The 16035-nt window shown below is 65.6% G+C and carries 15 protein-coding genes and 1 other RNA gene; 11 read left to right on the forward strand and 5 right to left on the reverse strand.

Annotation, left to right across the window (positions count from 1 at the left end; all coding sequences use genetic code 11):
- Window positions 1–2: 2 nt before the first annotated feature.
- Window positions 3–1244 (reverse strand): DUF3419 family protein, encoded by a 1242-nt coding sequence (locus D8676_RS08450; protein ID WP_121580383.1) that lies wholly within the window; start codon window positions 1242–1244, stop codon window positions 3–5.
- A gap of 160 nt (window positions 1245–1404) precedes the next feature.
- Between D8676_RS08450 and D8676_RS08455 the strand changes: the two genes are divergently transcribed.
- Window positions 1405–1794 (forward strand): cupin domain-containing protein, encoded by a 390-nt coding sequence (locus D8676_RS08455; RefSeq protein ID WP_121580384.1) that lies wholly within the window; start codon window positions 1405–1407, stop codon window positions 1792–1794.
- 4 nt (window positions 1795–1798) lie between these two features.
- Here the strand turns inward: D8676_RS08455 and D8676_RS08460 are convergent, their stop codons facing one another.
- Window positions 1799–2347, reverse strand: a complete 549-nt coding sequence (locus D8676_RS08460) for a cupin domain-containing protein (RefSeq protein ID WP_121580385.1) — start codon at window positions 2345–2347, stop codon at window positions 1799–1801.
- A 58-nt stretch (window positions 2348–2405) separates the two neighbouring features.
- On the reverse strand, window positions 2406–6149 hold the full coding sequence (locus D8676_RS08465) for a hydantoinase B/oxoprolinase family protein (protein ID WP_121580386.1): 3744 nt from the start codon (window positions 6147–6149) through the stop codon (window positions 2406–2408).
- 102 nt (window positions 6150–6251) lie between these two features.
- Between D8676_RS08465 and D8676_RS08470 the strand changes: the two genes are divergently transcribed.
- The 6 genes from D8676_RS08470 (at window position 6252) to rnpB (ending at window position 9996) form a co-directional block, all read left to right on the forward strand.
- A complete protein-coding gene (locus D8676_RS08470) occupies window positions 6252–6773 on the forward strand; it encodes a winged helix DNA-binding protein (RefSeq protein ID WP_121580387.1) in 522 nt (173 codons plus the stop codon).
- A 123-nt stretch (window positions 6774–6896) separates the two neighbouring features.
- Window positions 6897–7085 carry a hypothetical protein gene (locus D8676_RS08475; RefSeq protein WP_121580388.1) on the forward strand — a complete coding sequence of 63 codons (189 nt, stop codon included), beginning with the start codon at window positions 6897–6899 and terminating at the stop codon, window positions 7083–7085.
- Between the two features lie 133 nt (window positions 7086–7218).
- Window positions 7219–7926, forward strand: a complete 708-nt coding sequence (locus tag D8676_RS08480) for a DnaJ family molecular chaperone (protein ID WP_121580389.1) — start codon at window positions 7219–7221, stop codon at window positions 7924–7926.
- Entirely contained in the window at window positions 7923–8687 is a 765-nt protein-coding gene (locus D8676_RS08485; protein WP_121580390.1) for an N-acetylmuramoyl-L-alanine amidase, read from the forward strand. The genes D8676_RS08480 and D8676_RS08485 overlap by 4 nt, the downstream gene beginning before the upstream one ends.
- A 200-nt stretch (window positions 8688–8887) precedes the next feature.
- Complete coding sequence (locus D8676_RS08490; protein WP_121580391.1) at window positions 8888–9547, forward strand: transglycosylase SLT domain-containing protein; 660 nt, start codon at window positions 8888–8890, stop codon at window positions 9545–9547.
- Window positions 9548–9595: 48 nt separating this feature from the next.
- An RNA gene (gene rnpB / locus D8676_RS08495) (RNase P RNA component class A) lies at window positions 9596–9996 on the forward strand.
- 46 nt (window positions 9997–10042) lie between these two features.
- On the opposite strand, the gene D8676_RS08500 is transcribed toward rnpB, so the two are convergent.
- Together D8676_RS08500 and D8676_RS08505 are read right to left on the reverse strand one after the other, a co-directional pair.
- Window positions 10043–11143, reverse strand: a complete 1101-nt coding sequence (locus tag D8676_RS08500) for a cystathionine gamma-lyase (RefSeq protein ID WP_121580392.1) — start codon at window positions 11141–11143, stop codon at window positions 10043–10045.
- Between the two features lie 77 nt (window positions 11144–11220).
- On the reverse strand, window positions 11221–12036 hold the full coding sequence (locus tag D8676_RS08505) for a glycosyltransferase domain-containing protein (protein ID WP_121580393.1): 816 nt from the start codon (window positions 12034–12036) through the stop codon (window positions 11221–11223).
- 398 nt (window positions 12037–12434) lie between these two features.
- Between D8676_RS08505 and mraZ the strand changes: the two genes are divergently transcribed.
- The 4 genes from mraZ to D8676_RS08525 are packed head-to-tail and all read left to right on the forward strand — an operon-like array spanning window position 12435 to window position 16020.
- Entirely contained in the window at window positions 12435–12905 is a 471-nt protein-coding gene (gene mraZ, locus D8676_RS08510) for a division/cell wall cluster transcriptional repressor MraZ (RefSeq protein WP_121580394.1), read from the forward strand.
- Window positions 12905–13918, forward strand: coding sequence for a 16S rRNA (cytosine(1402)-N(4))-methyltransferase RsmH (rsmH, locus tag D8676_RS08515; protein ID WP_121580480.1), 1014 nt, complete (start codon window positions 12905–12907; stop codon window positions 13916–13918). Before mraZ ends, rsmH begins: the two co-directional genes overlap by 1 nt.
- 6 nt (window positions 13919–13924) lie before the next feature.
- Window positions 13925–14314: a hypothetical protein gene (locus D8676_RS08520; protein WP_121580395.1), complete on the forward strand. Its 390-nt coding sequence runs from the start codon at window positions 13925–13927 to the stop codon at window positions 14312–14314.
- Window positions 14311–16020 (forward strand): penicillin-binding protein 2, encoded by a 1710-nt coding sequence (locus tag D8676_RS08525; protein WP_121580396.1) that lies wholly within the window; start codon window positions 14311–14313, stop codon window positions 16018–16020. The genes D8676_RS08520 and D8676_RS08525 overlap by 4 nt, the downstream gene beginning before the upstream one ends.
- The last annotated feature ends 15 nt before the right edge of the window (window positions 16021–16035 follow it).

The following is a 16035-nucleotide window of genomic DNA, read 5'->3' on the forward strand; positions in this document are numbered from 1 at the left end:
GTCTACCCCTTCACGTAGAGGTGGAAGCCGCCGTAGATCGCCGAGCGGTCGCGCGCGAGATATTGCCGGGACTCCTCGGCGGCGTAGCGCCACTGCGCCAGCAGCGCGTCGGACACGCGACCAGGCAGAACGCTCTCTTCGGCGGCGGTGCGAAAGATGACGCGCGCGCCGGGCGAGGCGGTGCGGGTGATCTCCGTCCACAATGCATTGAGCTGCGCGTCGGTCATCCAGTCCTGTGCGTCGAGCAGCACGAAGCGGTCGACCGACGAAGCCGGTTTTCCCGCCAGCAGTTCGGTGAAGTTCACGTGGTGCACGGCCACGCGCCCGATATTCGCCTTCAGCGTCTCGTAGTTCGCCCGTTCCAGATAGGCGGGCAGAGCGCCTTCTCCTGATGCCGGATAGCGGCGCGCGAATGCCTGCCAGGCGAAATAATTGTCGTTCAGCGGGAAGTCGCAGGCGAGCTTCTCCAGCCTCGCCTTGAGCACGCTCGCCATCGAGCCGTCGCCCGAGGTGATCAGCGAATCATACTGCGCCGGCGGGATGCCGAGGCCGAACAGCGACGATTTCCTCGACAGCACCATCCGCATCAGCCTGCGGTCGAAGATCGGCGCCAGCTCTTCCTCGAAGAAGCGGCGCTGGCTGGCGAGATCCCCCGCCTTGAGGATGGCCGCCGGGTCGACGCCATGCAGCCGCGCCGCCCTGTGGCCGGCCGCGATGAAAAGGCCGAGCAGGCCGGTGCGGTAGAAGTTGCGGTCGAAGGTCTCGATGCGCCGGCGTCCGCGCCAGCTGCGCTTTTCCCAGTAGCGTCGCGTCGCGGCGTCGAGATGTGGCGCGAGGAAGCGGTCATAGGCGACGGAATTCGTGCGGTTGCCGGCCTCGCCGAAGAAGCGGAAAAGATCGCCCTGCGCCGGCAGGTGCTTCACCGCGGCGAGCTTCAGCCTGTTCAGCGCGATGTGGGCGGTGTTGAGATCAACGGCATCGATGTGGACTGGCGAGCGCGTCAGATAGGCGAGCACGTTGCAGCCGCCCGATGCGATGGTGACGACGCGGTGGCCTTCGAGCAGGTCCATCGCCTCGATGTCGACCTCCGGGTCCTCCCATATCTGCGGATAGACCAGACCGGTGAAGAGGAACGCGAAGAGCCGTTCCGAGAAGCCTGCACGGGAGAGCGCCCTGTTCTGATAGACGGCCTTGCCGAGCTGGCGGTTCCTGCGAAAGCCAAGCTCGCTCGAAAGGTCGGTCATAGGGGTGAATCTCCCGCTTTTGTGTTCCGCAAGCGGGTATCGCGCCGCGATGACAGGTGGATGACAGTAGACAGCGGCGCGAAGAAGCGCGGCGGCGCCTTCGTGCTTGCCTTGGCGTGTGCCGGTCGGCCATCTTTCCGGCGGTATCCAGGGAGGAAGCATGGCTCGACACGATTTCGATCCGGCTGCTGTCACGCCGGATGGCCGCCGGCCCGCAAAGGCACGGCTCTTCGACGGTACGCTCGGCGGCCCCAATCGCGGGTCCGTGAATGGCGAGGCGCTGGCCACGCAGGTCACGGTTCTGACCTATGGCACGGACGAGCCCGGGCGCGGGCCGAAGCTTCACGTCCACCCCTATGACGAGGTCTTCGTGATCCAGGAAGGCCGGGTCCGCTTCTTCGTCGGCGACGAGGTGATCGATGCGGAGGCCGGCGAAACCGTGCTTGGTCCCGCCGGCGTGCCGCACAAATTCGTGAATCTCGGTCCGGGGCGGCTGCAGACGGTGTCCATCCACCTCTCATCCCGTTGGATCCAGGCCGACCTGGAATAGGTCATCAGGCGCGGCCGAGAAGCGCCTTTAGCAACGTCCCTTCCGCGCCCCAGACCGGATCAGTCCGCGGTTTTGCGACGGCTGCGATCTGCCTGCGCATGGCGTCGTCGTAACCGGACGAGCCGCGGACGACGGTGTAGTTCTCCTGGCCCGGAGGATAGGCGCCGCAGATCTGGAAGCCGTCGCCCATGGCGAGGCGCCGGTGGCCGAAGCCGGGCGGCAGGATCATCACGTCGCCGGCCCGCACCTCCACAGTCTCGCCCTGCGGCCCGCCGAGCATCAGCGTCGCTGAGCCGGACGCAACCGCCAAGGCCTCGAAGGCATCCGGGTGGAAGTGATGGTAGTCGAAAACGGTCCATGTCCAGGTTCCGCCCCAGCCGTTGCGCTCCATCAGGCCGCAGACGGCGCGGTCGTCATGGGCGCCGCCAAGCGCGTCGCGTGCGATGACGGCCGGGTGATCGGCATTGTTGGGCACTTGGTCGCCCGCCGGAATTTTCAGGCGGACGATCTCGACTTCTTCGCTTGATCGGGGCGTGAGTAGCTTTCGGCTCATGATTGATCTGACCTGTGGCCCAACTTAGCACAAGGTCCCACGTCGCCGATCGTTCCGCTCAGGTTCGCCCGAATCCTCCTGCGGTAGGCGTCGTCACGATCACCGCCTCGCCGGCCTCGAGCACGGTCTGGTCGCAGGCCTTCAGCGTCTCGATCCGGCCATCCGAACGGCGCACCTCCGTCTTCCCGACCGCACCATTGCCGCCACCTTCAATGCCTTCCGGCGGGCGGTTGCGGTGCGACGACAGGATCGCGCATTCCATCTTCTCGAGGAAGCGGATGGTGCGCCGGGTGCCGTCGCCGGCGCTCCACTTGCCCTTGCCGCCGGAGTTCTCGCGGATGTGGAAATCCTCGAGCAGGACAGGGAAGCGCAGCTCCAGCACCTCGGGGTCGGTGAGGCGCGAGTTGGTCATGTGCGTGTGCACGCCCGACGTGCCGGCAAAACCGCGCCCGTCATTCATGCGGCCGGCCGGCGAGCCCGAGCAGATCGTCTCGTAATACTGGTACTTCGCGTTGCCGTAGGTGAGGTTGTTCATCGTGCCTTGCGCGTTCGCCAGCGCGCCCATCGCGCCGAACATCGCGTTGGTGACGTGCTGCGAGGTCTCGACATTGCCGGCGACGACCGCCGCCGGATAGGCGGGCCTCAGCATGCATCCCTCGGGGATGACGATGTTGATGGGCCTCAGGCACCCGGCATTCATCGGGATCATGTCCTCGACCATCACGCGGAAGGCGTAGAGCACCGCCGCGCGCGCCACCGGCTCCGGCGCGTTGAAGTTGTTCTTCATCACCGGCGACGTCCCGGTGAAGTCGACGGTGGCTTCGCGCTTGTCGCGGTCCACCGAAATCTTCACCTTGATCGACTGGCCGGTGTCGGTCGCGTACTCGTAGGCCGAATTGTCCGGGAGCCTCTCGATCACCCGGCGCACGCTCTCGGCCGCATTGTCCTGCACGTGGCCCATATAGGCCTCGACCACGTCGAGCCCGAAATGCGCGACCATCTTCCTGAGCTCGGCGACGCCCTTCTCGTTGGCGGCGATCTGCGCCTTGAGGTCAGCGACGTTCTGCGCCGCGTTGCGGGCAGGGTAGGGGTGGTCGGTCAGCAGCGCGAAAAGCTCCTTCTCCATGAAGGTGCCGCCCTCGACGATGCGGAAATTGTCGATCAGCACGCCTTCCTCGTCCACCGTCGTCGCCAGCGGCGTCATCGAGCCCGGCGCCGTGCCGCCGACATCGGCGTGGTGGCCGCGCGATGCCGAGTAGAACAGGATTTCCTTGCCGGAATCGTCGAACACCGGCGTCACCACGGTGATATCAGGCAGGTGGGTGCCGCCATTATAGGGCGCGTTCAGCGCGAACACGTCGCCCGGATGGATGTCGCCCTGGTTCAGCCGGATCACCGTCTCGACCGAGCGGTCCATCGAGCCCAGATGCACCGGCATGTGCGGCGCGTTGGCGACCAGCGCGCCGGTGCGGTCGAACACGGCGCAGGAGAAGTCGAGCCGCTCCTTGATGTTCACCGAGGACGCCGTGTTCTGCAGCGTCACGCCCATCTGCTCGGCAATCGACATGAAGAGGTTGTTGAAGACCTCCAGCATCACAGGGTCCGCTTCCGTGCCGAGGGCTGCCTGCCGTTTCTTCTTCTCGATGCGCGAGAGAAGCACGTGGTCCTTGGCGGTGATCGCCGCACCCCAGCCGGGCTCGACGACGATCGTCTGGTGGCTCTCGATGATCAGCGCCGGCCCCGATATCTTCTGGCCAGTCGCCAGCGCCTCGCGCCGGAACACCGGCGCATCCAGCCATTCGCCGCCGCAGAACAGTTTTCGCGACTCCGCCGCGTGCGGCTTCTCCTCCGACAGTGGCCGGTCGGTCTCGTCACGGCCGGCGACGCGGCCGTCCTGTCCCTGGATCTCCACCGTCTCGATGACGAGCGTCCTGTCGGGATAGGTGAAGCCGAACTGCGCCTTGTGCGCCGTCTCGAAGGCGGCTCTCGCCTCGGCGACGGAGTAGCTCGCATAGTTGATGGGCAGCGCCGTATCGGTGCCGTCGTAGCGCACATGCAGGATCGGCCGCCACGACACGGAGTCCTCCGGCACGCCCTGAGCCACGAGCTCCGCGATGACAGGCTCGCACAGAATGTCGACCGTGCTGCGGATTTCCCCCGCATTCTCGTCGGCGAGCGGGCGGACGAAACCTTGCTGGCGCGAGGCGAAGACGCCCGACATGCCGATGCCGTAGGCAGACAACAGGCCGGAGAAGGGGTGGATGAGCACCGACTGCATGCCCAGCGCATCCGCCACCAGGCAGGCGTGCTGGCCGCCGGCGCCGCCGAAACAATTCAGCAGATAGCCGGTCACGTCATAACCGCGCTGCACCGAGATTTTCTTGATGGCGTTCGCCATGTTCTCGACGGCGATGGTGACGAAGCCTTCCGCCACCGCTTCCGGCGAGCGGCCGTCGCCGATCTCGTCGGCAAGCGCTGCGAATTTCTTGCGCACGACGTCCGTGTCGAGCGGCTGGTCCTGCCCGGCCCCGAAGATTTCAGGAAAGAAATCGGGTTGCAGCTTGCCGAGCATGACATTGGCGTCCGTCACCGCAAGCGGGCCGCCGCGGCGATAGCAGGCGGGGCCCGGATTGGCGCCGGCCGAATCCGGGCCAACGCGGAAACGTCCGGCCTCGAAATGCAGGATCGAGCCGCCGCCTGCCGCCACCGTGTGGATGCGCATCATCGGCGCACGCACGCGCACGCCCGCCACCTCGGTGTCGAAGGCGCGTTCGTATTCGCCGTCATAATGCGCGACGTCGGTCGAGGTGCCGCCCATGTCGAAGCCGATCACCTGGTCGAAGCCGGCGAGCCGCGCGGTCTCCACCATGCCGACCACGCCGCCCGCCGGACCCGACAGCAGCGCGTCCTTGCCCTGGAACATGTCGGCGGCGGTGAGCCCGCCCGACGACATCATGAACATGAGGCGTGGCGCCTCTTCACCCTCCCCTCGAGGGGGAGGGTCGGCGCGCAGCGCCGGGGTGGGGTGCGCGGCGTTGCCGGAAAGGTCACCCCCACCCGCGCCTTCGGCGCGACCTCCCCCCTGAGAGGGGGAGGTGGGCGAGGTGCCCAGTTCTCGCGCCACCTGCTCTACATAGCGCGACAGGATCGGCGACAGATATGCATCCACGACCGTCGTGTCGCCGCGGCCGACGAGCTTCACCAGCGGCGACACCTCATGGCTCACCGAGATTTGCGAGAAGCCCGCCTTGCGGCAGACCTTCGCGACGGCCTGCTCATGCTCGGGAAATTTCCAGGCGTGCATGAAGACGATGGCGACGGCGTCGATACCATCCTTCTTCGCCTGATCGATCGCCGGCTTCACCGCCTCGATGTCGAGCAGCTTCTCCACCGTGCCGTCGGCGCGCACGCGCTCGTCGACCTCGACCACCCGTTCGTAAAGCTGTTCGGGCAGGATGATCTCCTTGGCGAAGATGTCCGGCCGCGCCTGGTAGGCGATCCGCAGCGCGTCGCGAAATCCCCTGGTGATGAGGAGAAGCACGCGGTCGCCCTTGCGCTCCAGCAGCGCGTTGGTGGCGACCGTCGTGCCCATCTTGATCTCGCCGACGAGGCCCGACGGAATGGCGTCGCCTGGTTTCAGTTCGAGCAGGTCGCGCACGCCCTGGATCGCCGCATCGCGGTAAGCCTCGGGGTTTTCCGACAGCAGCTTTCTGGCATGCAATCCGCCTTCGGGGTCACGGCCGATAATGTCGGTGAAGGTGCCGCCGCGGTCGATCCAGAAGTCCCATCTATTCGCCGGCATCACTGCTCTCCCGCAAGTCCGTGTTTGATTTTCACGTGAAGTCGTATAAAACAGAACGGCGATATTTCGTCAACGTTTTGTCGATAAATTGACGGTGTAGCCATGGCAAAGAAAACCTCTCCACTTGGCCCGATCGTTTCCGCGGCCCATCTCGCCGAAGGCCAGATTCCGGCGCTGTCGGAGGTAGAGTTCGCGCTGACGGTGCTCTCCAACGCCTTTCAGCGCTGGATCGTGCGCGCCATGAGCGCCTCCGGCGTGCCTGGTCTGGCGGCGATCGACGTGCTCGTGCTTCACGCGGCCAACCATCGCGACCGCGAAAAAACGCTTGCCGACATCTGCATGATGTTCAACGTCGAGGACACGCACGTCGTCGCCTATGCGCTGAAGAAGCTCGAAGGCCTCAAGCTGATCTCGACCGGCCGGCGCGGCAAGGAAAAGACCGTGAAGGTCACCAGCGCGGGCGCCGAGGCGTGCCGGCGCTATCATGAAGTGCGCGAAGAGCTGCTGGCCTCTAGCGTCAAGGGCATGGCTTTCGACGAAGAGGACATGAGCCGCGTCGCCGCCCTGATGCGGGCGCTGTCGGGCCAGTACGACCAGGCGGCGCGCGCTGCCGCCAGCCTCTAGCTTCAGCCGGCCTCTGACGAAATGTTAACGGCTGTCAGATGTTGTGACGCAACTCAAAATGGATGTCGGCATTTTCTCCTCGACCGCCTACTGGGGTGCAGGCGGCCTATGAGGAGATATGTGATGAAGAAACTTATTCTCGCTTCCGTCTCGGCCCTGGCTCTGTTGAGCGTAGCCGCTTGCAGCGACTCGACCGACAGCACCACGACCCAGGGCTTGCCCGATGCGCAGCAGACCGAACCGGCGCCGGCTGATCCGGCCGCCCCGGCGACCCCGCCGGCCACCGAGCCTGCTCCCGCGCCTGCGCAGTAAGGTTGCGTTCGAATCATGAAGAAAGCCGGCTCGACCGGCTTTTTTCATGACCGTCACCGGTCCACGGATCTGGCCGGCGCTTTGCCGCATCCCTTCTCTCGCCAAGCCGCGCGTTTCACCTTATGGAAGCGGCATGTCGATTTGGCAGTTCGTGAAACGAGTGACAGCGTCCGCGACGTCCGGGGTAACCGGCGTCGTTGAAGCAGTGCGCACCATCTTTGGCGGCAATCCGGAGTTGCGCCGCCGCGTCGCCTTTTCAGTCGCCATGATCGCGCTTTCGGCGAAGATGGCCAAGGCCGACGGCATCGTCACCCATGACGAGGTGCGCGCCTTCCAGCAGATTTTCGAGGTTCCCGTCTCAGAGCGCCACAATGTCGCGCGGCTCTACGATCTCGCCAAGCAGGACGTCGCCGGTTTCGAAATCTATGCCGAGCGCATGGCCGGCCTTTGCGGTTCGGGCCACCAGAACTGCGCCATGCTGGAAGACATACTCGACGGCCTCTTCCACATCGCCAAGGCCGACGGTCTGCTGCACGAGCGCGAGGGCCGCTTCCTGCATCGTGTCGCCCAGATCTTCCGTATCGAGGAGAGCCACTACCAGAGCATCCTGGCGCGCCACGCCCATCTCGGCGACGCCGATCCCTGGCTGATCCTTGGCGTCGAGCGCGGGACTTCCTTCGACGAGGTCAAGAAGCGCTACCGCAAGCTCGTCGCCGCCAACCATCCCGACAAGCTCCTGGCACGCGGCCTGCCGGAGGAGTTCATCAAGATCGCCACCACCAGGATCGCGGCGATCAATGCCGCCTACGAGATGATCGAGCGCGGGCTCAAGGTGATATGAGTGGCTTCTCGCCCGACCATGCCGGTGCGGAGGTCAGGGTTTCGCCCAATTTCGGTCCGCGCCTCGCCGTTTCCAGTCCCGACATGATCATCCTGCATTACACCGGCATGCAGACGGGGGAGGGTGCCGAGGCATGGCTCTGCGCGCCGGAATCGCAGGTCTCCTCGCACTACCTCGTCCACGAGGACGGCCGCGTCGTGCAGATGGTGCGCGAAAGCGACCGCGCCTGGCATGCCGGTAAAAGTTTCTGGCGCGGCGTCACCGACGTCAACTCGCACTCGATAGGCATCGAGATCGTCAATCCCGGGCACGAGTTCGGCTATCGCAGCTTTCCCGCCAGGCAGGTCGTCGCGGTCGTCGCGTTGTGCCGCGGCGTCATCGACCGTCATCGCATCGTCTCGCAGCGTGTGCTCGCCCATTCCGACGTGGCGCCGGGCCGCAAGGTCGACCCCGGCGAGAAGTTTCCCTGGCGGCAGCTGGCGGAGGCCGGGATCGGCCATTTTGTCGCGCCGTCGCGCGCCGGCGGCAAGCCGGTGCTTTCGCCGGGCGACGAGGGCGCTGCCGTCGAGGAACTGCAATCCATGCTGTCGCTCTACGGTTTCGGCATCGACATCACCGGTCGCTACGACGAGCCGACAGGCGTTGTGGTTGCTGCGTTTCAGCGGCATTTCAGGCCTCGACGGGTCGATGGCCTCGCCGACCGCTCGACGGTCGACACGCTGCGCCGCCTGCTGCGGGCGATGCCTGCCGAAGCCGGCTGAACGGGCTCCTCTCTCGCAAGCGGCGATGAACTGTCGGTTACAGGCTGTAACCTAATGTGACTTGTGCCGCCTCTTTTGCCCCACGGTTCCCTTGCACGCCGTCGCCCATGCACCGCTGGGGACTTGAATCCGCAACTCCGGCTTGAACGACAACTCCCGTGCGCAGCACCTGCATACGGGCCGGATAACCAAAGGGACTCATGAGAATACTGACCGTTTTGGCGGCAGCGCTCGCTGCCGGGGTGATTTCGTTTGCCGCAAATGCACAGGAAGACAAGCCGCAGCTTGCCGCGGTCGCGCTGAAGCCTGACGAGACGATCGCCATAAAACCCGCCGACGAGGCCGTAGCGGAAGACAAGAACAAGGCAGATCCGGGCATCGGACGCGGCCTGACCGACGAAGAGGTTTCCCACGCCATTCAGGCCTACCGCGCCGACGAAGGGGACAAGCCCTATACGGCCATCATCGAACGCCACGCGGCGCTCAATGGCGTCTCCATCCAGCTCGCCCACGCGGTCATCAGCGTGGAGAGCAACTACCGTCCGGATTCGCGCGGCAAGGCCGGCGAAGTCGGCCTGATGCAGATCAAGCCGGCGACGGCGAAGCTGATGGGCTATTCCGGTTCGGTGACGGAGCTGTTCGATCCGGAGACCAACATCGAGTTCGGCATGAAATATCTCGGCAAGGCGCAAAAGCTCGGCAACGGCACCACCTGCGGCACCATCCTGAAATACAATGCCGGCCACGCCGCCAAGCGCATGAACCCGATCTCGCGGGAATACTGCCAGAAGGTGAAACGCCATATCGTCGAGTCGCTGAGCTGGCTGTGGGCCAGCCGCCAGGACTACACGGGGGTCTGAACCTGAACCCTCTTGCGTTTCCCCGCGCGAACCCCTTTATACGCGCTGCCAGCCGGCCGGGCGGCCGCACCAGCGAGAGCCGAAAGGTTGCGGGTGAGGAAAGTCCGGGCTCCATGGAGACACGGTGCCGGCTAACGGCCGGCGGGGGTGACCCCAGGGAAAGTGCCACAGAAAGCAGACCGCCGCGGATTTTTCCGCGGTAAGGGTGAAAGGGTGGGGTAAGAGCCCACCGCGCGCCTGGCAACAGGAGCGGCACGGCAAACCCCACCGGGAGCAAGACCGAATAGGGGCGGTTGAGGGGCAACCCTCAGGGCTGTTTCCGGCCCACCGTCCGGGTAGGTCGCGTGAGGCCGGCGGCAACGCCGGTCCAAGACGAATGGCCGCCACGTTCTCCGCGCCGCAAGGCGTCGAGGGCCATACAGAACCCGGCTTACAGGCCGGCTGGCAGTTCTGTTCCCTGCCCTTTGAGCGACCTTGAAGGCTGGAAGGGCGGTGCTAACCCAGCGCCCGCTCGATCGTCGCCCACAGCTCCTCGATCGGCTCGCAGCCGACCGACAGCCTGACGAAGCCCGGCGCCACCGCGTCGCCCCAGCGGGCGCGCCGCTCGGCCGAGGTGTGCACGCCGCCGAAGGAGGTCGCCGGCTGGATCAGTTCGCAGCCGTCGATGAAACCTTCCGCCGCCGTCTCCGATTCCAGCGTCAGCCCGATCAGGAAGCCGAAGCGCTCCATCTGCGCGCGGGCGAGATTGTGCGAAGGATCGTCCTCGAGGCCGGGGAAGCGCAGCGCCTTCACTTTCGGATGATCCTTCAGCCGGCGCGCGATCGTCTCCGCCGACGAGCACATGCGGTCGAAGCGCACCTCCAGCGTCTCCAGCCCGCGATGCACCAGCCATGCCTCGAACGGGCCGGGGATGGCGCCTGAAAGCTTGCGCCATTCCTTCACGCCGGCGATCACCGTCGCGTCGCGGCTCGCGACATGGCCGAACAGCGCATCGGAGTGGCCGTTCGGCGCCTTGGTGTCGGCGGCGACCACGATGTCGGCGCCGAGGTCGAGCGGCCGCTGGCCGTAGGGCGTCATGGTCGTGTTGTCGGCGACGACTGTCGCCCCGGCGGCATCGGCGGCTGCCGCCACCGCCGCGATGTCGCAGAGGTCGAGCCCCGGATTGGCCGGCGTCTCCAGGAACACCAGACGGTACCCCTCGAAGCCGCCGTCGAGAAAGGTGCCGGTGGCGCGCAGGTCAAAGGAGACGCCGAGCGGCTTCAGGAAGCGCTCGGCGAGCACGCGCGTGGTGTAATAGCCGTCCGACGGCAGCAGCACGCGGTCGCCGCTCCTCAACTGGCTGAAGAAGACGGCCGAGATCGCCGCCATTCCGGAAGGGAAGGCGACGGCGGGCGCGTCTTCCAGATGCGCCAGCATCTCCTCGACCGCCTCCCAGGTCGGATTGTCGAAGCGGCCGTACTGCGCGAAGCCGGCCGGATCGCCCGGCAGGTTGAACATCGCCGCCGGCGTGATCGGCAGGGGCACCGGCTCGCCTTTTGCCAGCTTGCGGCGGCGTAGATGGATCAGATGTGCCGCGCGGGCGGAATTGTCGGTCATGATCAGTTTTGTGTCGAGGCGATTTCGAGGCAGACGCTATTCGCAGGGGCTATGGTCGGCAAGCGCGAATGCGATCCCTACTCTGATTTGTAGCGGCGTCCTTCCGCCATGCCGAACTTCAAATAATGTTCGCGCGGGTTCATGCCCGCACTGCGGACGTCTTCGTGTATCGCGAGATAGATGTCGTCGCGGAAATCCCGTGGCAGCCTCTTCTTTGCGACTTGGGTCGGCCAGAGGACCGTCTTCTTGTCGGTCAGCATGCCGGGGAAATAGTCCGGCTCGAACCCGAGCCTCCTCGCCACCACCGGTAAAGACAACTGGTCGCGATAGGAATAACGGCACACCTGCATGAACCACTGCTCCATCACGGTAGCCAGCGCGGCATCGTTATGCCGCCGAACGAGGTATCCCCCGGCGATCAGGCCGGCGTCCTCGGGATGACCGATTGAGCGGTAGTGCTGCATCTGCACGTCTATGGTGGCCGCATCGTCGTAGCCGTAGCTCTTCACCATCTGCGCCTCCTCGTAGACGCAGGAGCGCGCCGCGTGCCTGAAAGCCATGAGCGGCGATGCCGACCGCTCGAGCTGCCCGAAGATGTCGGGGTAGGGCGCTACCATCTGCACTGTATTGTCGAGATAGATCGAGCAGTCGTAGTCGCCGAGGAATCGGTGAGGCAGTATCTTGAACATCTTGGCGGTACGCACCGGGCCCAATAGCGCGGGGTCGTAGGGGCGGAATGTCCAGGTCTTCGAGCGGAGGCCGCGATCGTCGGTGAAGCAGATGAAGTCGGTCTGTCCATCGGGCTGGTAGGGCGTGTCGGCGAAAGCTTCCGAATAGCCGAACAGACAGGTGAATACGACACGCCTGGGACGCCTGCCCGCCGCAGGGAACATCCGACGCAACAACTCCACTCCTCGACTCCCGCCGTTGTCCAGCACGAGGATTATCTCAAAGTCCGTGCCGGGCAACCCTTCTCGGCGCTCAATAACCCTTCGTTAGGCTTAATGGAGGATAAAGGCTGGGATGCCCGAAGGTGCGCCTTTCCAGTCGGTTTTCGGGTGCCCGTATAAGCTGTTCCCGTTGACGCCCATAGTGCCCCATGTTATCCCATTCACTCAATCAAGTTCCTGTTCCTGTCACGGGTAGATCGTGCGCGAAGCGGGCGGCCATCGGGCCGCGCGAGATGCTCGCGCATGGCCGTGAGCGGAACAGGCTTTGCGGCAGGGGCCGCGCTGTGGAGGCGCGGGCGAGATGACCAGATGGGCCACGGCGGAAACGGCTGTATCGAGTGATGAACCGGTTTCTGTCCAGCGCGGTGAACAGGATCGATGCGAAGGGGCGGGTTTCCGTCCCGGCGCATTTCCGCGCGGTGGTCCTCAGCCGGGGCTATTCGGAACTCTACGCCATCCGCCAGCTCGATGTGCCGGCGCTGGATGTCGGCGGGCTCGACCTGCTCGACCGCTACGAGGAGAGGATCGCGCAGGAGGATCCCTTCCTGCAGGCTGCGGACGACATGTCCTTCTTCGTGCATGGCGACGGCGCCTTCCTGAAGCTCGACCAGGATGGGCGGATCACGGTCACGGATTTCATCCGCGAGCAGACGGGCATCACGACGGATGTGGCCTTCGTCGGCCGCGGCAATTTCTTTCAGATCTGGGAGCCCGCGAAACTCGCCGCCTATGGCGCCGAGGTGAGGGCGCGGCTTTTGCAGCTTCGGCAGGGGACGAAGCCCGGGGGACAAACCGGGGAGCGATCGGAATGATGGCGGGCAGCAGCGGAGGGGACTCCGCGGTTGGCGGACCGGCCCGCCACATTCCGGTCCTCCTTGCCGAGGTGGTCGCGGCGCTCCAGCCTGCCGAGGGGCAGACCATCATCGACGGCACCTTCGGAGCAGGCGGCTACACCAGGGCGCTGCTCGCCGCGGGCGCGTCCGTGGTCGCCATTGACCGCGATCCCGATGCGATCGAAGCCGGGCGCGCGCTGGAGACCGAAGCCGGCGGTCGTCTGATGCTCGTGCACGGCCCGTTCTCGCATCTCGATGAAGCCGCGGCCGAGGTCGACGGCGTGGTGCTGGACATCGGCGTCTCCTCCATGCAGCTCGACGAGGCCGAGCGCGGCTTTTCCTTCCGCGCCGACGGGCCGCTCGACATGCGCATGGCGCAGACGGGGCCAAGCGCCGCCGACGTCGTCAACCGCTTCAAGGCCGGCGACCTCACGCGCATTTTCGGCCTGCTCGGCGAAGAGCGGCATGCAGGCCGCATCGCCCGCATGATCGAGAAACGCCGCGAGGCGCGCCCGTTCCTGCGCACGCTCGACCTTGCCGACGCCATCGAGACCCATATCGGCCGCAAGCCCGGCGAGAAGATCCATCCCGCGACGCGCGTCTTCCAGGCGCTGCGCATCTACGTCAACGACGAGCTCGGCGAACTGGCCGCGGCGCTGTCCGCGGCCGAGCGCGTACTGAAGCCCGGCGGACGTCTTGCTGTCGTCACCTTCCATTCTCTGGAGGACCGCATCGTCAAGCGCTTCATCGCCGACCGATCCAGCAGCCCGGCCGGCTCGCGCTATCTGCCCGAGGCGCAGGTGAAAGCCGCGACCTTCGACAAGCGCGGCGGCGCGATCTCGCCGACACCCGACGAGATCGAGGCCAACCCCCGTGCGCGGTCGGCGAAGCTGCGCGTCGCGATCCGCACGGCCGCACCCTTCCGCGCCGCCGATCCCTCGATCTTCGGCCTGCCGAAGCTTCCCGAAATCCGGCTTCCGGTTGAGAGGTAGTCTAGAGTGTTCCGTACCAGCGACATCGTCCTCATCGCCGTCATGGTCGCCGCGGCGGCATTCACCTACAAGACCAAGCACGAGGCCGAGGACCGGCAGACCACGCTGCGCCAGATCGAGCAGCAGATCCGCTTTGAGGAGGACACGATAGACCTTCTCAATGCGGACTGGAGCCTGCTCACGCAGCCGTCGCGCCTGCAGAAGCTGTCGCACGTCTATCAGGACCAGCTCGCGCTGCAGCCGCTGGAAGCCAACCAGATCATCGGCCTCGACGAACTGCCTGCCAAGCCGCTCACCATCGAGGACCTTTCGAGCCAGCATCTTGGCGGTATGGCCGACAGCGGCGGGGCGCCAGCCGGACAGGACAAGATCGTCACCGGAGGCGTCGTGCGATGATTGCTTTATTGCGCGGACGCAGAAAACCGGGCGATGCCGCCGGCTCGATCGTCCTCGAAGGCGCCCGCAAGGCGACCGGCGGCAAGCAGAAGAACCGCGTCGTCATGACGATGGCGGTCTTCTTCGGCCTCTATGCGGCGATCGCCGGCCGGCTCGTCTATCTCGGCATGCTGGACCCGGAAGAATCCGGTCCGCCGGCCAGCCGCGTCACCGCTTCGCGTCCCGACATCGTCGACCGCAACGGCGAGGTGCTGGCAACCGACATCAAGACCGCCTCGCTCTTCGCCGAGCCGCGCCGCATCGTCGATGCCGACGAGGTGATCGAGAGGCTGTCGACCGTGCTTCCCGATATCGAGGTCGAGCAGACCTATCACAAGCTGAAGAGCGGCGCGGGATTCGTCTGGCTCAAGCGCCAGCTCACGCCCAAGCAGCAGAGCGAGATCATGGCGCTCGGCCTGCCGGGCATCGGCTTCCGCACCGAGAAGCGCCGTTTCTATCCGGCCGGGCCAACCGCCGCGCACATCGTCGGCCTCACCAACATCGACAACAAGGGCATCGCCGGCCTCGAGAAATATATCGACGATCAGGGGCTTGCCGACCTGCAGGCCTCGGGCCTCGCGATCGCCAAGGATCTCAAGCCGGTCAAGCTGTCGGTCGATCTGCGCGTCCAGCACATCGTGCATGACGAACTCGCCCAGGCGATGGAGCGCTACCACGCCATCGCCGCCGGCGCCGTCGTCCTCAACGCCAACACCGGCGAGGTGGTCGCCATGGCGTCGCTGCCGGACTTCGATCCCAACAATCCGTTCAACGCCCATGAGAAGGACCGGCTGAACCGCATGTCGGCCGGCGTCTACGAGATGGGTTCGACCATCAAGAGCTTCACCACCGCGATGGCGCTCGATTCCGGCCTCGCCAATCTGGAAAGCCGCTTCGACGCCTCCCGCCCGCTCAGGATCGGCCGCTTCACCATCAAGGACTTCCACGGCAAGGGCCGCGTGCTCACCCTGCCGGAGGTCTTCATCTATTCCTCGAACATCGGCTCGGCCAAGGAGGCCGACATGGTCGGCATCGAGGGGCATCGCGAGTTCCTCAAGCGTCTCGGCCTGCTCGATCGCTTGAAGACCGAGCTTCCCGAGGTCGCGAGCCCGACCGAGCCCAAGGAGTGGAAGAAGGTCCACTCCATCACGATTTCCTTCGGCCACGGCATGTCGACGACGCCGCTGCAGACGGCGGTGGGCGCCGCCGCCCTGATGAATGGCGGCAAGCTCATCCAGCCGACCTTCCTGCCGCGCTCGCAGGACGAGGCCAACGCCGTTGCCGAACAGGTCCTGAAGCCCACCACCGTCGAGCAGATGCGCTATCTCTACCGCCTGAACGCCGAGAAGGGATCGGGCAAGCGGGCCGAGGTTCCCGGCTTCCGCGTCGGCGGCAAGACCGGCACTGCCGAAAAGGTCGTCAACGGCCGCTACTCCAGCGACAAGCGCTTCAACGCCTTCCTGGCCGCGTTCCCCATGGACAACCCGCAATACATCGTGCTGTCGATCATCGACGAGCCCAAGCCGGAAAAGCCCGGAATGGGCGCGACCTCGGGCCTCAATGCCGCACCGATCGTCGCCAACATCATCCGCCGGTCCGGCGCGTTGCTTGGCGTGAAGCCGGAATTCGGCCATGAAAGTGGCGCTACGGTCGTTTCCTACCAGTGATTCTTTCGAGGCGGC

Source organism: Mesorhizobium sp. YM1C-6-2, from assembly GCF_003666685.1.
Lineage (GTDB): Bacteria > Pseudomonadota > Alphaproteobacteria > Rhizobiales > Rhizobiaceae > Mesorhizobium_K.

What these genes read in the sequence shown, in the direction of transcription:
- D8676_RS08450 (WP_121580383.1), bottom strand. Translation starts at nt 1,244, where the DNA reads ATGACCGACCTTTCGAGCGAGCTTGGCTTTCGCAGGAACCGCCAGCTC.
- D8676_RS08455 (WP_121580384.1), top strand. Translation starts at nt 1,405, where the DNA reads ATGGCTCGACACGATTTCGATCCGGCTGCTGTCACGCCGGATGGCCGC.
- D8676_RS08460 (WP_121580385.1), bottom strand. Translation starts at nt 2,347, where the DNA reads ATGAGCCGAAAGCTACTCACGCCCCGATCAAGCGAAGAAGTCGAGATC.
- D8676_RS08465 (WP_121580386.1), bottom strand. Translation starts at nt 6,149, where the DNA reads ATGCCGGCGAATAGATGGGACTTCTGGATCGACCGCGGCGGCACCTTC.
- D8676_RS08470 (WP_121580387.1), top strand. Translation starts at nt 6,252, where the DNA reads ATGGCAAAGAAAACCTCTCCACTTGGCCCGATCGTTTCCGCGGCCCAT.
- D8676_RS08475 (WP_121580388.1), top strand. Translation starts at nt 6,897, where the DNA reads ATGAAGAAACTTATTCTCGCTTCCGTCTCGGCCCTGGCTCTGTTGAGC.
- D8676_RS08480 (WP_121580389.1), top strand. Translation starts at nt 7,219, where the DNA reads ATGTCGATTTGGCAGTTCGTGAAACGAGTGACAGCGTCCGCGACGTCC.
- D8676_RS08485 (WP_121580390.1), top strand. Translation starts at nt 7,923, where the DNA reads ATGAGTGGCTTCTCGCCCGACCATGCCGGTGCGGAGGTCAGGGTTTCG.
- D8676_RS08490 (WP_121580391.1), top strand. Translation starts at nt 8,888, where the DNA reads ATGAGAATACTGACCGTTTTGGCGGCAGCGCTCGCTGCCGGGGTGATT.
- D8676_RS08500 (WP_121580392.1), bottom strand. Translation starts at nt 11,143, where the DNA reads ATGACCGACAATTCCGCCCGCGCGGCACATCTGATCCATCTACGCCGC.
- D8676_RS08505 (WP_121580393.1), bottom strand. Translation starts at nt 12,036, where the DNA reads ATGTTCCCTGCGGCGGGCAGGCGTCCCAGGCGTGTCGTATTCACCTGT.
- mraZ (WP_121580394.1), top strand. Translation starts at nt 12,435, where the DNA reads ATGAACCGGTTTCTGTCCAGCGCGGTGAACAGGATCGATGCGAAGGGG.
- rsmH (WP_121580480.1), top strand. Translation starts at nt 12,905, where the DNA reads ATGGCGGGCAGCAGCGGAGGGGACTCCGCGGTTGGCGGACCGGCCCGC.
- D8676_RS08525 (WP_121580396.1), top strand. Translation starts at nt 14,311, where the DNA reads ATGATTGCTTTATTGCGCGGACGCAGAAAACCGGGCGATGCCGCCGGC.